The sequence below is a fragment of the Ralstonia pickettii genome, from assembly GCF_016466415.2.
Taxonomy (GTDB): Bacteria; Pseudomonadota; Gammaproteobacteria; order Burkholderiales; family Burkholderiaceae; genus Ralstonia; species Ralstonia pickettii.
The window spans coordinates 304,332-319,058 of the sequence record NZ_CP066771.1 but is presented as its reverse complement, the minus strand read 5'-3'; the positions used below and the strand labels follow the sequence as shown (position 1 = coordinate 319,058).

The window sequence follows — 14,727 nt, the reverse complement described above, 5'->3', positions numbered from 1 at the left end:
GCGCGCACATGAAACGCTTGCACGCCCTGCGTCGCCCTGCGGTGCTGGTCTGGTTGACCGGCCTGCTGCTGTGCGCGGTCGTGATCGGACGTACCAGCTTTACGGCGGACTTGTCGGCGTTTCTGCCGCGATCGCCGAGTGCCGAGCAACGCGTGCTGGTCGACCAGTTGCGCGAGGGGCTCGTGTCGCGGCTCATCCTCGTCAGCATCGAGGGTGATGACGCGGCCACCCGTGCAACGCTGTCAAAGCAGCTCGCTGCGAGGCTGCGTACCGACACGCAATTCAACGCCGTCAACAACGGTGAGCCCGTGAGCGAAGCGCGCGACCGGCAGTTCATCTTCGACCACCGCTACGTGCTGAGCCCCGCGGTCACGCCGCAGCGCTTTTCCGCCGAAGGGCTACATGCGGCGCTGGGCGAAAGCCTCGATCTGTTGAGTTCATCGGCAGGGCTCGTCGCCAAGAACATGCTGCCGCGTGACCCGACCGGCGAGGTGGCGGCACTCGTCAGCCAGCTCGACAACACCGCGCTGCCGTCGTCAAAGCACGGCGTGTGGGCGTCGCGCGATGGCCAGCGTGCCGTGCTGGTCGTGCAGACAACGGCCGCCGGCTCCGACACTGACGCACAGGCGCATGCCATTGATGCCGTGCGCCGTGCGTTCGATGCGGTTGCGCGCGCGGTGCCACACGCAGCGTCAACGCGCCTCCTGATGACCGGCCCGGGCGTGTTCTCCGTCGAATCGCGCAACACCATCAAGCACGACGTCGAGCGGCTTTCCGCCGTCAGCCTCGTACTCGTGGTGGCACTGCTGCTGACGGTGTACCGCTCACCGCGCACGGTGGTGCTGGGGTTGCTGCCGGTGCTGTCTGGCGTGGCGGCGGGCGTGGCAGCCGTCAGCCTGACGTTCGGCGCGGTGCACGGGCTCACGCTCGGGTTCGGCACCACGCTCATCGGCGAGGCAGTCGACTATTCGATCTACCTGTTTGTGCAATCCGCCCGCCTGCGCGGCGCCACCGCCAACGACAGCCTGCGCGCATGGATTGCCACGTACTGGCCGACCATCCGCCTGGGTGTGCTGACCTCGGTATGCGGCTTTGCGTCGATGCTGTTCTCGGGCTTTCCCGGCCTGGTGCAACTGGGGCTGTATTCGATTGTGGGGTTAGTAACGGCCGCGCTCGTCACGCGCTACGTGCTACCGCATCTGCGTGGTGCAGAAGTGGCGACGCGTGATCTTTCGCGCGTGGGCGCGTGGCTGACGCGGGCGACGTCTGCCGCGCCGCGCCTGCGCTGGCTGTTGGCGGCGGTGCTCATCGGTGCATGCACGACACTTGCGCTGCATCGCGATGGCTTGTGGAGCCGCGAACTGGCCGCGCTGAGCCCCGTCCCTGCGAAGAGCCAGGCGCTTGACGCCAGCCTGCGCGCAGACGTGGGGGCACCCGATGTGCGCTATCTGGTGGTGATCCCGGCAGCAACGGAACAGGCCGCGCTTGAAGGCGCCGAGAAGATCGCCACGCAACTGCAACCGCTCGTGGACAACGGCGTGCTCGCCGGCTTCGAGAATCCCGCGCGCTACCTGCCGAGCGATGCCACACAGCGCGCGCGCCTCGCGAGCTTGCCGGCGGCCGATGCACTGGCCACACGCATGCGCAGCGCGGTGGAAGACCAGCCGATCCGCGTAAAACCCGATCTCTTCGCCCCGTTTGTCGCCGATGTCGATGCGGCACGCGGGCAGCCCCTTTTGCGGCGCGAAGACCTGAAGGGCACGTCGATGGCATTGGCGGTGGACGCGCTGCTGACCAAGCGCGCAGGACAATGGAGCGCCATGCTGCCATTGCGTGCACCAGCGGCCGCGCCGGGTGCCGCAAATGACGCCATAAGTCGTCCCAGCCTGGACGCCACCCCAATTCGCTCCGCCGTCGAACAAGCGGACGTGCCCGGCGCGCTCTTCGTCGACATGAAGGCCGAAGCCGATCGGATGTACGTGAACTACGTGCGCGAAGACCTTCGCCTCTCGCTTGCCGGTTTTGCGGCGATCGCGTTGCTGCTGATCGTGGCGCTGCGTTCGCCGCAGCGGACCTTGCGGGCGTTGGCGCCCCTGGTGGCGGCGGTGCTGGTGGTGACGGCCGGCTTTGCACTGGCGCGCGTGCCGCTGACCATCCTGCATCTGGTCGGCATGCTGCTGATCGTGGCGGTGGGATCAAACTACGCGCTGTTCTTCAATCAGCGCACCCAGGCCATTGCTCCACAGACGCTGGTGTCACTGCTGGTGGCCAACCTGGCAACGGTGGCCGGCTTCGGGCTGCTGGCCTTCTCCCGCGTGCCGATGCTTGAGACGTTCGGATTGACCGTCGGCCCGGGCGCCATGCTTGCGCTCGTGTTTTCCGCCATCCTGGCGCCACGCGCCCATCACGATCAGCACGCCGCCGCATGAACTCACCGACCACCTCACCGCTTGGCACGGCCCGCCGCTGGAAGCCGAGCCCGCTGATCAACGGCGCGCTGGCGCTGCACGCCGGTGCGGCCGTTGCCGTTGCGGCTGATCCATCGACGTGGCCGTGGGCGGGCGGCAGCGTCATCGCTTCGCATCTCGTGCTGATGGCCGGCGGTCTGTGGCCGCGCAGCAGCTGGCTCGGCCCGAACTGGACACGTCTGCCCGTCACGGCGGAGCGGCACATCGCGTTGACCATCGACGACGGCCCTGACCCCGATGTCACGCCGCGCGTACTGGACGTGCTCGACCGGTACGGTGCCAAAGCCACCTTCTTCTGCATCGGCGAATTGGCGCAGCGGCACCCGCGCTGCGTCGAGGCCATCGTCGCGCGCGGGCACGCGGTGGAAAACCACAGTCAGCGCCACCGGCATACGTTCTCGCTGCAGGGGCCAGGCGCGTTGCGGCGCGAGATTGCTGCCGCACAGGACACGCTCACGCAAATCACCGGCACGCGGCCGCTGTTCTTCCGCGCGCCGGCCGGACTGCGCAACCCGTTTCTGGAGCCCGTGCTGTGCCAGCTTGGCCTGCAACTGGCGAGCTGGACGCGCCGCGGCTTCGATACCCGCTCGCGCAATCCCGAAGCCGTCACCCAACGCCTGCTGCACGGTCTGGCGCCCCAAGACATCCTGCTGCTCCACGACGGCCATGCGGCGCGCGATGCACACGGCGCGCCTGTTTTGCTGACCGTATTGCCGAAGGTGCTCGAAACCGCCGCGCGCGCGCAATTGCAGTGCACGACGTTGCGCGCTGCCCTCCCGGCCCAGCCGGCGCAGCCCGCGCGCCCGCAAATGGCCATTTGATAAAATTTGTTAACGATCGGCACGCCAGTCTGCCGAACCATCCCACCCCACCATCGCCGCGACATCGCCCCCAGTGAAGCCCGTCCTGCTCACGCATTTCACCGCCACGAGCTGCCTCGGACGTGGCCTTGACGCCACGCTCGACGCGTTGCGCGGGCAACGGGGCGGCCTCGCGCCGTGCACCTTCCCGCGCGCCGATCTCGACACGTGGATCGGCGAAGTGCCTGGCGCCGATGCCGCGCCCGTACGCGCAGACCTGGCCGATTTCGACTGCCGCAACAATCGGCTCGCCCAGATCGGGCTGACACAGGACGGCTTTGCCGAAAGCGTTGAAGCCGCCAAAGTCCGCCATGGCGCCGCGCGCGTCGGCGTGTTCATCGGCACCAGCACGTCGGGCATTCTCGAAACGGAACGCGCCTACCAGCAGCGCGATCCGCAAACGGGCGCGCTGCCGGCCAGCTTTCACTACGCGCAGACGCACAATATCTATTCTCCAGCCGCATTTGTGCGCGCGTACTTCGGGTTGAGCGGGCCGGCCATGGCGATCTCGTCGGCGTGTTCGTCGGGGGCCAAGGTGTTTGCCTCGGCGCGGCGCATGCTGGCTGCGGGGCTGATCGATGCGGCGGTGGTTGGTGGTGTCGATTCGCTGTGCCTGACGGCGCTGTACGGGTTCAACTCGCTGGAACTGCTGTCGCGGCAACCGTGCCGTCCGTACGACGTGGCGCGTGACGGCATCTCCATCGGCGAGGCCGCCGCCTTTGCGCTGCTGGAGCGTGCCCCCGAGGCAAACGACGCGCTGGACGACGATGCCATCCTGCTGCTCGGCATTGGCGAATCGAGCGATGCGCATCACATGTCGTCGCCGCACCCCGAAGGGCTGGGGGCACGCGCTGCCATGGCGCAAGCGCTCGCTACCAGCGGCCTGAGCACGGCGGACATCGACTACATCAACCTGCACGGCACCGGCACACCCAGCAATGACGCAGCGGAGTCCCGCGCCATCCAGGCGCTGTTCCACAGCACGGCGTGCAGTTCGACCAAGGGCGCGACCGGCCACACGCTGGGCGCGGCCGGAGCTTTGGAAGCCGTGATCACAGCACTGGCGCTGCGCCATCAATTTCTGCCTGCCGGCATCAACACCACGCAACCGGACCCGGCGCTCATCGCCAACTATCTGACGGAGAGCGGCCACGCCCGCGTTCGCACGGCACTCAGCAACGCCTTCGGATTTGGCGGCACGAATTGCAGCCTGGTCTTCGGCCGCGCAGATCACCTGGGCCTGTCGTCATGACCCGACTCAGCGCCTTCATCGAGAGCGTCGGCATCCTCGGGCCCGGTCTGCCGGATTGGTCGCATACGACAGACGTGCTTGCCGGCCGTGCGCGCTACGCACACGCACCGACCGAGTTGCCGCCGCCAGCCGGCCTGCCGTCGGCCGAACGCCGCCGCACGGGGCCGGTGGTCAAGCTCGCCCTGGCAGTCGGCCACGAGGCTGTCGCTGCCAGCGGACGCGATGCCGCTACGCTGGCCACGGTCTTCAGTTCGTCCGGCGGCGACGGCCATAACTGCAACGCCATCTGTGAAACCCTGGCGGGGGACGACCGCAAGCTCTCACCTACGCGTTTTCACAACTCCGTGCACAACGCGCCAGCCGGCTACTGGAGCATCGCCACGCACGCGATGGCACCGTCCAACGTGCTGTGCGCGTACGACGGCAGCTTTGCCGCCGGCCTGCTGGACAGCCTCTGCCAGGTCGCAATTGACGCCACGCCAACGCTGCTGATCGCCTATGACGGCGACTACCCGGAACCGCTGAACGCGGTGCGCGCCGTGCCCGATCTGTTTGCAGTGGCGCTGGTGCTCGCGCCCGAAGCCGGCCCGCGCACGCTCGCGCGCATTGACGTTGCGCTGACCGACGCGCCGCTAACGGCGTTGGCAGAACCCGGGCTCGAAACGCTGTGGCACGGCAACGCCGCAGCCCGCGCGCTGCCGCTGCTGGAAGCGTTGGCCGAAGGGCGCCAAGGCCGGGTGGTGCTGGAGTATTTGGCAGAAACCCGCGTGCAGGTCGACATCACTCTCGGCACGACATGACGTCCAGCGCGCAGCCAACCCCGCCGCTCGATCGCGACTGGATTGCAGCGCGTATCCCACACAGCGGCACGATGTGCCTGCTCGACACCGTCGTCGCCTGGGACGACGCGCACATCCGTTGCAACGCCACGAGTCATCGTGACACTGCCAACCCGTTGCGCTCCCACGGTCAATTGGCGGCTGTCTGCGGCATCGAATACGCCGCTCAGGCGATGGCCGTGCATGGCGCCCTGTGCGATGCTGCGCAAGCACGTCCGCGCGCCGGCTTTCTCGCCAGTGTGCGCAGCATTGAGGCACACGTACCGCGCCTCGACACAATCGAGACGCCGCTCGACGTCGAAGCCGAACGCATCGGCGGCGACGGCATCAACGTGCTGTACCGCTTTACCGTGCGCAGTGGCGCACGCATCCTGTTGACCGGTCGCGCCGCCGTGGTGCTCGACGCGACCGTTGCATGAACCTGTTTTGTGAGGATTCCCGCCGTGAATGGTCGTCTGCTGTTGATCCCCGCGTTGCTGGTGGCGCTGCTCAGCCCCCTGGCCCATGCCGACTTGTCCGAGACCAAGGAGAACATCAAGCAGGACACGAAGGAAGCCGCCCGAAAAACCGGTCATGCCGCGAAGGAAGCCGGGCATGCGACGGCCAACGCCGCACGAGCAGTCGGGCATGGCGTGAAAAACGCGGCGCATGCGACCAAATGCGGGGTGAAGCATGTCTTCAAGAAACCTTGCGAGAGTGACTAGAGCGGCGGCAGGTCTGCGCGCTGCAGGCAACAAAAACCCGGCGTCCTTGGCGGACTGCCGGGTTTTTGTTATGTGGTGAGACGGATTCAAAAAGGTTAGGAACCACCCACTGTGGAATCTCCAATAACCCATTGATTTAATAACAAACTACGAACAACTCCGCAGACTCTGTCAAACACAAGGGGATCAAATTTCGTTATCTGTACGCGCCAGGCATGTTGCTAAACCGAGCCGGACTGACCACTACTGCTCGTCATCCAGCGCCACCTCCAGCCGCAACGAAATCTCCCGCGCGTTGGAGGGCCAAAGCAGCGTTCAGCGTTTCAAGCGTGGTCTCGGTCATAGGTACCGGCCGATTTCCGACTCGCGCCTCCTTGAGGAGTTGCTGAATCACACGCTCTGACTTTTCGTACTCGCCTTCACCGAAATGATGGAAGCGAATGCGCCCCTGGGAATCAATAAAATAATTGGCCGGCCAGTAGTTATTGTTGAAGGCTTTCCATATCTCAAATCGGTTATCGATCGCTATGGGGAAGGTCGCGCCAAGTTCGCTTGCGGCACGCTTTACGTTCTCGATGTTCTTTTCGTACGCAAACTCGGGAGCATGAACACTCACGACAACAAGTCCCTGGTCCTTGTATTTCCGGTCCCATTCGCGCACATAGGGCAGGACGTTGCGGCAATTGATACAACCGAAGGTCCAGAAATTCACCAGCACCACCTTGCCGCGCAACGCCTCAACCGTGAGCGGAGGTGAGTTCAACCAGTCAACGGCGCCAGTCAACGGTGGAAAAAGCCCCTCAACTGGCAAATTCAGGGGTTGTCGATTCTGCTGCGCCTGTACAAGGATGAGACGACCTCCGGGTGCATTCCTTTTTGCCTGCTGTTGCCCGTCAACGATAGGCATTTTCCCGGTCTGCCTTGGAGCGAAATGTTGGAGCAGCATTCTTTCAACCGACGCTTCGACGCTGCCCGATGAAACTTGAGCAAGCCACCCTGTGTCTACGCCGGTCATGACTACGACCGCGCCAGAAAGCACTGTGATCCCTAGACCTTTTCGAAACCACTCGCCAATGCCGAGGGAGCGTTTCATGGCGGCAAAAATCCTGTGGCCGGTCAGGAGAACCAGTGCAAGAGAACTCACGGCGCCAGCGCCGTACGCTAACAGCAACAGAGAAGTTTTGACGTTTGGCCCTTGAAGAACAGCGCCAGTAAGAATTAATCCAAGTATCGGACCGGCACATGGCGCCCATAGAAGCCCCGTCGCGACCCCCCGAATAAAGGAGGGGAACACACAGTTCCCGGCCATTGCAGTATGTGCATTGCCGGCATTGGACAGATCCAAGCCAACAGAGACCAGGGGGCGTGTGAGACGTTCAGCTAGGCGAGGAAAGACCATCGCAGCTCCCATGAGCCCTAGCAACGCGGTTGCAGCGATTCGGCCGTACTCGTTGGCTTCTACTGCCCAACTGCCTGCCGCAGCGCCAAGTGTTCCGACCGCTGCAAAAGTGGAGGCCATCCCCACCAGCATAGGAAGCCCATTTTTGACGAATGGCTGGTCTACCCTTGCGAACACAAAGGGGATGACCGGCAGGATGCATGGAGCAAGCACGGTCAGCGCCCCTCCAAGGAACGAAATGATGAAGAGAGTCATGGTGCGACTTTCCTTATCTCGAGTTGGAGGGGCGTCAAAGGAGTCTTACTGCGACATCGCGTCCTTCTTCATCGCGTCTTTCTTCATCGAGTCTTTCTTCATCGAGTCTTTCTTCATCGCATCCTTCGACATCGCATCCTTCGACATCGCATCTTTCGACATCGCATCTTTCGACATCGCATCTTTCGACATCGCATCTTTCGACATCGCGTCCTTCGACATCGCGTCCTTCGACATCGCATCCTTGCCCATGGCGTCCGCAGCGAAAACGGCCGAGGCACCGCCGAAGGTCAGGCTGACAGCGAGCAGAGTGGTAGCGAACTTGTTCATGTGATTCTCCTAAGTAAGTGATGATGCTTGCGTTGCCTATAGATATGGCGCGGTCCTTGTGAACACGGCCTCTCGCTTTCATTGGCAGCCAAGCCACAGTCCGGGGAGCGGACGTGGGGCTCAACTCCCGCCGAACCAGTTGTAGCCCTGGTCTTCCCAGTAGCCACCGGGATAGGTATTGGTCACAAAAATGGCCTGGATATGCTTCGGATTCTTGTAGCCCAGCTTGGTGGGCATTCGCAGCTTCATCGGGAAGCCATACTTCGGAGGTAACGGCGCGCCGTCATAGGTTATGGCCATGAGTGTCTGAGGATGTAGCGCGGTCGCCATGTCGATGCTGGTGTAGTAGTCGTCAGCGCACTTGAAACCGACGTATTTGGCGCTCAAGTCGGCGCCAACTCGGCGTAGAAAGTCACCAAAGCGCACGCCTCCCCACTTACCGATCGCACTCCAGCCCTCCACGCAGATATGGCGTGTCACTTGGTCGTACTGTTGCATCGCACGCAGGTCGGCTAGATTCCATTGACGTCGGTCGGAGACAAGACCGGTAACCTCAAGCCGCCATGCCTGCTCATCAACCTGGCGCACCTCATCCTCGCCGTAGTAGGCATTGAACGGAAAGGGGCGCGTGATCATCGAGTCAGGGTACGTGGGGGCCAGTTGGTTCGGGTCAAAGATCAGGCCCTGAACCTTGTCGTTGAAGCGTGAGATACGCGAGAGAGCCGCCTCGACCTGCTCGTTGTCAGAGATGCTGCAGCCGGTCAGCAGCGACAGGCCGCCCAGCGTGAGCGAGCGCTGCAGGAAAGCACGACGCGCGGGCAGGTTGACGTGACGGGCAATCTGCCGGCGTGCCTCGATGAGCACAGCGTCACCATCAATGCCGTCGAATCTGGGAGCTTTGAGTATCTTCATGGGACGAATCAGGCGTCGTGCGACGACCGGTCCTGGATCGGGGAGGGGGTGCCAGCGACGCGGCCGCCTAACATCGTCAGCAGGGTGCGTGGCACCAGAGCTACCATCACAAGGTGCACCACCACGAACGCCACAGCGCCGGCCATCGCGCAGAAGTGGATGCGGCGAGCTACCTCGTAGCCACCAAGTAGCTCTCGCAGGGTCGCGAACTGCACCGACTTCCACAGTACCAAGCCCGAAAGCACCAACAGCACGATGTCCAATATCACCAACAGATAGGCGAGCCGCTGCACGTTGTTGTAGTGGCGCGGGTCGGCATGCGAGAGCCTTCCCTTGAGCGCTGCGACCATGTCACACCGCACACCCGCCGGCGTGACTGGGAAAAACTTGCGGGCCAGTCGGCCGCTGGCGACATTCATGACTAGGTAGACCAAGCCGTTGATCACCAGCAACCACATCGCTGCGAAGTGCCACTGAAGCGCGCCTCCCAGCCATCCGCCCAAAGTAGCGGAGGCTGGGATAGTGAATGGAAAGAACGGTGCAGCGTTGTAGATGCGCCAACCACTCAGCACCAACACCATCACTGCCAAGGCATTGAACCAGTGCGTACAGCGCATCCACAACGGATGCACCGGACTGGCGTCGATGCTGGTGGGCATAGAGAGGTGGGCGTCGCGTTTCATGAAACGTATTCTTGGGCGCTTCCCCTGACCGATTCATCACGCAAAGTTCAATTAATTGTGATAACTGCGCCGGTCAGATCGCGGGACAATCAGTCCTAAAGATCGCTTTAGACATCCCTTTCCCCACGCCCCATGGACTCTGCCAAACGCGTCCTGCTCGTTGAAGATGACGCACACATCGCGGAATTGCTGCGCATGCACCTGCGAGACGAGGGTTATGCGGTGGTGCACGCGGCTGACGGCCATGCGGGCCAGCGGGAAATGGAACGGGGCAACTGGGATGCGCTGGTGCTCGACCTGATGCTGCCTGGCATCGACGGCCTGGAGATTTGCCGCCGCGCGCGGGTCCAGGCCCGCTACACGCCAATCATCATCATCAGTGCCCGGTCGACGGAGGTGCACCGCATCTTGGGGCTGGAGCTCGGCGCAGACGACTACCTTGCCAAGCCCTTCTCGGTGTTGGAGCTGGTCGCGCGCGTGAAGGCACTGATTCGACGTACCGACGCGCTGGCGCGTAACGCGCGCATGGAGTCGGGTAGCCTCACACTAGGCAATCTTGAGATCGAACCACTAGCGCGCGAGGTGCGCGTCGACGGCAAGCCGATCGAACTCACGCCGCGCGAGTTCGACCTGCTTCATTTCTTCGCACGTCATCCGGGCAAAGTGTTTTCGAGGCTCGACCTGCTCAATCAAGTCTGGGGCTACCAGCACGACGGCTACGAGCATACGGTTAACACTCACATCAACCGGCTGCGAGCCAAGGTCGAGGTCGACCCGGCGCAGCCGCGGCGCATACTCACCGTCTGGGGGCGCGGCTACAAGCTCTCTATCGGGGCAGACGGCAAGGAGGACGCAGCATGAGTGGACGAGGGGAGGCAGTGCTATCTCGACGGCTCTCGCTGGTATTCGCTGTGCTGTTGCTGGTGTGCTGCGGCACTTCGGCTTGGCTGCAATTGCGCTCGAACGGACGTCACGAGCAGGAGGTGATCCAACGCTTGTCGAGCGGTTTGGCCGCACACATCGCGGAGAATGCCGAACTGATGCGACCGGAAGGACTAAACCCTGTCGCGGTGAAGGATCTGTTCGACAAACTGATGGCGGTGAATCCTAGCGTAGAGGTCTACCTGCTCTCGCCTGACGGTCACATTGCGGCGCAAGCGGCGCCCCCCGGCCACCTCAAGCGCGACCGCGTCGACCTCGCGCCGGTGCGCAGACTGCTCGCTGGTGCGACGATGCCGGTCCTCGGTGACGATCCACGCAACTTGCAAACGCCCAAAGTTTTTAGCGCCGCGCCGATGCGCGTTGATGGCCGAGACGCAGGTTACGTCTACGTGGTGCTGCAGGGCGAGGACCACGACGCCGTTGCCGCGCACGTGGCGGCTGACAACGTTTTGCGGACAACGCTGTGGTCCATGGGGCTGGTGGCTCTTCTCGGGCTTGTAGCGGGCACGGTGGCGTTCTGGCTCATCACGCGGCCTCTGCGCGAGCTGACGGCTGTAGTCCGACGCTTCGAATCCGAAGGAATCGGATCGCTCGAAAGCCAAACGGCCACACTCGAGCGCATTGCGCGCGGTGGCGGAGAAATAGCGACACTGAGCCAGGCCTTCGTGCAGATGACGCGGCGCATTGCTGAGCAGTGGCGAGAGCTGACGCTGCAGGACCAGCAGCGCCGCGAACTCGTCGCCAATATCTCGCATGACCTGCGCACGCCCCTGACTTCACTACACGGCTACCTGGAAACGCTCCGACTGAAGACCGGTATCCTCGACGACGAAGAGCGCCGCCGCTACCTCGACATTGCGCTCGGTCAGAGCCGCAAGGTTGGCCGGCTCGCACAGGAGCTATTTGAGCTAGCGCGGCTTGAGTACGGCGTGGTTAAGCCAGAAAAGGAAAATTTCGCGTTGGCCGACCTGGTACAAGACGTGTTTCAGAAGTTCGAGTTGGCAGCTGGGGCGCGTCAGCAACAACTCAAGCCAGACATTGCGCCCGGTCTGCCCATCGTGTCGGCCGACTTGGGCATGATCGAGCGCGTGCTAACAAACCTGCTCGACAACGCCATCCACCATACGCCAGTAGGCGGCGCGATCGAGGTGCAGTTGCGTCCAACGAGTACTGGGGTCGCGGTCCAGGTTAGCGACACCGGGCCGGGTATCCCGGGTGAACTTCAGAAGGGACTCTTCGTGCGTCCAGTGTTCATGAGCGGTGCCCGCAGCGATGGCTCACGCAGCGGTGGGCTCGGGCTGATGATCGTGCAGCGAATCCTGCAGCTGCATGGCAGCGAAATCCGGCTGGTGCCGCAGCCCGGAAAGGGTGCGGTGTTTCGCTTCCAGTTGGCGGGTGCCGCGAGTGGGTGATGTTGACCGCTATTGCGTGAGCCTGACCAAGGCTTGCGCGTTGTTCCACATGTCATGCTCGCTATACGCGTATCGGTCGGTTGCTCGCGACTCGTCGGCACTGCTTGCGTGCATCAAAGAGATTGCGGGAACGCGCGTCCATTACGGCTATTGCCTGTACCGGGCCGAAGGCCTGTCGCTGCGGCATAAACGCCCCAAGCGCAACAAGTCAGCTCGGCTAGCTTATCCGGAAGGTGGTGCTGTAGCGCGCGACACGCGTCGGCCAGGGCCACAAGCTCTTCGATAGATAAGAAAGTCTGTGACGCTGTTCGCGCCACAATATCGATCCAGCGGGAAGAAAGAAACTGCAGAGTGAGCCCTAGGGCGTCTAGACGCTTTCTTATGCTGTTTTGCCTACGGCCACTTGTCCGCAACATTGTGAGCGTGAACTCGACGACCCCCTGCACGGGCAACCCCAGCGGCCCGCCGTCGACGAGAATCGGCAAACGCTCGCCGCTTCCTGGTGAGACCTCGCGAATTGAGAAACTCATTCCTGCACTCTGTCATGCGTTCGAATGCATTCTTTATTGTCCGCGAAGTTCCGGCTAGCGACCGCGCAGAAAAAAAAGAGGGCCCCGTAAATTCCCACCTAACCTATTGATTAGACGGGAATTTCGGGGCCCTACTTTACGTTTCTAGTGAATATTCCGGTTAAAACGGAATATCGTCGTCCATATCCTCAAAACCGTTCGACGGTGCCGCCTGGCGACGCGCGCCACCGCCTTGGCCACCGCCACCTTCGCCGCCGCGCGAGTAACCGCCGCCTTGGCCTTGGCTTTGACCTTGGCTACGGCTACCGCCGTAACCACCGCCGCCGCCTTCACCGCCACGCGAGTAGCCACCACCACCGCCACCGCTGCTGCCGCCGCCCTCACCGCCGCGGCCGCCGAGCATCTGCATCTGGTCTGCGACGATCTCGGTGCTGTATTGCTTCTGGCCGTCCTTTTCCCATTGACGGGTCTTGAGCCGGCCTTCGATGTAGACCGACGAGCCCTTCTTCAGGTATTCGCCCGCAATTTCTGCCAGGCGGCCGAAGAAGGCGACGCGGTGCCACTCGGTGGCTTCCTTCATTTCGCCGCTGGCCTTGTCCTTGTAGCGGTCGGTGGTTGCCACGCGAATGTTGGTGACAGCGTCGCCGCTGGGCATGTAGCGCGTTTCAGGATCGGCGCCGAGATTGCCGACGATGATGACTTTGTTGACGGACGCCATGATGAGTTTCCGAAGGTAATTGAAGTGATGCCGCCGTGTTGCCCGGATTAGTGTCGGCGCAGAGCCGGCATCTGCATGGGGCTCGCAATTATAAGCCAGGCAAAAGCCAGCGCGGCGCAGGTTAGGAATACCGCGTGCTGCCCGGCGTGCATCAGAATCCAGCCGCCGCCTGCGCCGCCCGCAAACAGACCCAGCGCCTGCGTCGTGTTGTACACGCCCATGGCCGCGCCCTTGCGCACGCCCGGCGCGTACTTCGAGACCAGCGACGGCTGCGACGCCTCCAGAACGTTGAAACCGAGGAAGTAGACCAGTAGCGCAATCGCCAGCGCGGTCAGCGTCGGACTCACTTCGCCCAGCGCCAGTTGCGCCACGATCACCAACGCCACGGCAGACAGCAGCACGGCCTTCATCTTGCCGCGCTTCTCGGCGGCAATGATGGCCGGCACCATCAGCACGAACGACACGCCCATCACCGGCAGGTAGATTTTCCAGTGCGAATCGACGGGCAGGCCGGCGGCTTCCAGCATGTGCGGCAGCACGACGAACAGCGCCGTCTGCGTGGCATGCAAGGCGAACACGCCAAAGTTCAGTCGCAGCAACTCGGGATGGCGCAGAACTTCGCGGAACGGTGCTTTCACATGTTCGGGCGGACGCGGCGGGTTGGGCACGACCCACAGCACCACGCCGATGGCGACGATGGCCAGCACGCCAATCGCCGTGAACATGCCAGGCATGCCGACCCAGCGGAAGATGACCGGCGCACTCACGATGGCCACGGCAAACGACAGGCCGATGCTGCCCCCGATCATGGCCATGGCCTTGGTGCGATGCTCCTCGCGCGTGAGGTCGGCCACGAAGGCGATCACCGCCGACGAGATCGCCCCCGCGCCCTGGATGGCCCGCCCCACGGCGATGCCCGCGACGCTGTGCGAAAACGCCGCCACCAGGCTGCCCACCGCAAAGATGACCAACCCCGTCACGATGACGGGCTTTCGCCCGAAGCGATCCGACAACCAGCCGTACGGGATGTAGAGCACCGCCTGCGTGAGGCCGTACACGCCGATGGCGAAAGCGACGAGCTGGGTGTTGTTGCCGTCGGGCAGCGTTTTCGCGAACACCGCGAAGACCGGCATGATCATGAACAAACCCAACATGCGCAGCGCGAAGATGCCGGCCAGCGAGGCGGCCGCGCGCAGCTCAAGGCCGTTCATGCGGCCGGAAGCGGAAGTCATGGATGCGGAAGCGGAGGACATGGTGCGGAAACCGCCGCAAAACAACCGAGAAAAAGCGGCGACAAAGACACTTAAACGGTTTTACGGATTGCCCCATCTGGCAGCAGATACCGGCAAAACCGAAGTTCGGTATATTAGCAGGCTTACCCTTTTCCACCCTCCCGCCGATTGCCGCAGGCGGTCCGCCCTCC

The 14,727-nt window shown here is 63.2% G+C and carries 14 protein-coding genes; 8 read left to right on the top strand and 6 right to left on the bottom strand.

The window, feature by feature from the left end; all coding sequences use genetic code 11:
- Positions 1-8 precede the first annotated feature (8 nt).
- The 6 genes from RP6297_RS01515 (at position 9) to RP6297_RS01490 (ending at position 6,123) form a co-directional block, all read left to right on the top strand.
- Positions 9-2,429 carry an MMPL family transporter gene (locus RP6297_RS01515; protein ID WP_037027638.1) on the top strand — a complete coding sequence of 807 codons (2,421 nt, stop codon included), beginning with the start codon at positions 9-11 and terminating at the stop codon, positions 2,427-2,429.
- On the top strand, positions 2,426-3,289 hold the full coding sequence (locus tag RP6297_RS01510) for a polysaccharide deacetylase family protein (protein WP_037027639.1): 864 nt from the start codon (positions 2,426-2,428) through the stop codon (positions 3,287-3,289). Before RP6297_RS01515 ends, RP6297_RS01510 begins: the two co-directional genes overlap by 4 nt.
- A 73-nt stretch (positions 3,290-3,362) precedes the next feature.
- On the top strand, positions 3,363-4,580 hold the full coding sequence (locus RP6297_RS01505) for a beta-ketoacyl-[acyl-carrier-protein] synthase family protein (protein WP_037027640.1): 1,218 nt from the start codon (positions 3,363-3,365) through the stop codon (positions 4,578-4,580).
- Positions 4,577-5,380, top strand: a complete 804-nt coding sequence (locus RP6297_RS01500) for a beta-ketoacyl synthase chain length factor (protein WP_012761119.1) — start codon at positions 4,577-4,579, stop codon at positions 5,378-5,380. Before RP6297_RS01505 ends, RP6297_RS01500 begins: the two co-directional genes overlap by 4 nt.
- Positions 5,377-5,838: a hotdog family protein gene (locus RP6297_RS01495; RefSeq protein WP_037027642.1), complete on the top strand. Its 462-nt coding sequence runs from the start codon at positions 5,377-5,379 to the stop codon at positions 5,836-5,838. Before RP6297_RS01500 ends, RP6297_RS01495 begins: the two co-directional genes overlap by 4 nt.
- Positions 5,839-5,862: 24 nt before the next feature.
- Positions 5,863-6,123: a hypothetical protein gene (locus RP6297_RS01490; RefSeq protein ID WP_004633335.1), complete on the top strand. Its 261-nt coding sequence runs from the start codon at positions 5,863-5,865 to the stop codon at positions 6,121-6,123.
- Between the two features lie 253 nt (positions 6,124-6,376).
- On the opposite strand, the gene RP6297_RS01485 is transcribed toward RP6297_RS01490, so the two are convergent.
- The 4 genes from RP6297_RS01485 to RP6297_RS01470 all read right to left on the bottom strand — a co-directional run bounded on the left by RP6297_RS01485 (position 6,377) and on the right by RP6297_RS01470 (position 9,702).
- Positions 6,377-7,777: a cytochrome c biogenesis protein DipZ gene (locus RP6297_RS01485; protein ID WP_037027644.1), complete on the bottom strand. Its 1,401-nt coding sequence runs from the start codon at positions 7,775-7,777 to the stop codon at positions 6,377-6,379.
- A 45-nt stretch (positions 7,778-7,822) separates the two neighbouring features.
- Positions 7,823-8,107 carry a pentapeptide MXKDX repeat protein gene (locus tag RP6297_RS01480; protein WP_199517402.1) on the bottom strand — a complete coding sequence of 95 codons (285 nt, stop codon included), beginning with the start codon at positions 8,105-8,107 and terminating at the stop codon, positions 7,823-7,825.
- Between the two features lie 120 nt (positions 8,108-8,227).
- Positions 8,228-9,019, bottom strand: coding sequence for a molybdopterin-dependent oxidoreductase (locus RP6297_RS01475; protein WP_037027648.1), 792 nt, complete (start codon positions 9,017-9,019; stop codon positions 8,228-8,230).
- A gap of 8 nt (positions 9,020-9,027) precedes the next feature.
- Positions 9,028-9,702 carry a cytochrome b/b6 domain-containing protein gene (locus RP6297_RS01470; RefSeq protein ID WP_037027650.1) on the bottom strand — a complete coding sequence of 225 codons (675 nt, stop codon included), beginning with the start codon at positions 9,700-9,702 and terminating at the stop codon, positions 9,028-9,030.
- A gap of 132 nt (positions 9,703-9,834) precedes the next feature.
- Here RP6297_RS01470 and RP6297_RS01465 point away from each other — a divergent pair, with 132 nt between their 5' ends.
- Positions 9,835-10,563: a response regulator transcription factor gene (locus tag RP6297_RS01465; protein ID WP_004633344.1), complete on the top strand. Its 729-nt coding sequence runs from the start codon at positions 9,835-9,837 to the stop codon at positions 10,561-10,563.
- A complete protein-coding gene (locus RP6297_RS01460) occupies positions 10,560-12,056 on the top strand; it encodes a sensor histidine kinase (protein WP_037027653.1) in 1,497 nt (498 codons plus the stop codon). Before RP6297_RS01465 ends, RP6297_RS01460 begins: the two co-directional genes overlap by 4 nt.
- A 690-nt stretch (positions 12,057-12,746) precedes the next feature.
- Here RP6297_RS01460 and RP6297_RS01450 read toward each other — a convergent pair.
- Complete coding sequence (locus RP6297_RS01450; RefSeq protein ID WP_037027654.1) at positions 12,747-13,304, bottom strand: single-stranded DNA-binding protein; 558 nt, start codon at positions 13,302-13,304, stop codon at positions 12,747-12,749.
- A 47-nt stretch (positions 13,305-13,351) separates the two neighbouring features.
- Positions 13,352-14,515, bottom strand: a complete 1,164-nt coding sequence (locus tag RP6297_RS01445) for an MFS transporter (RefSeq protein ID WP_051917714.1) — start codon at positions 14,513-14,515, stop codon at positions 13,352-13,354.
- Between the last annotated feature and the right edge of the window lie 212 nt (positions 14,516-14,727).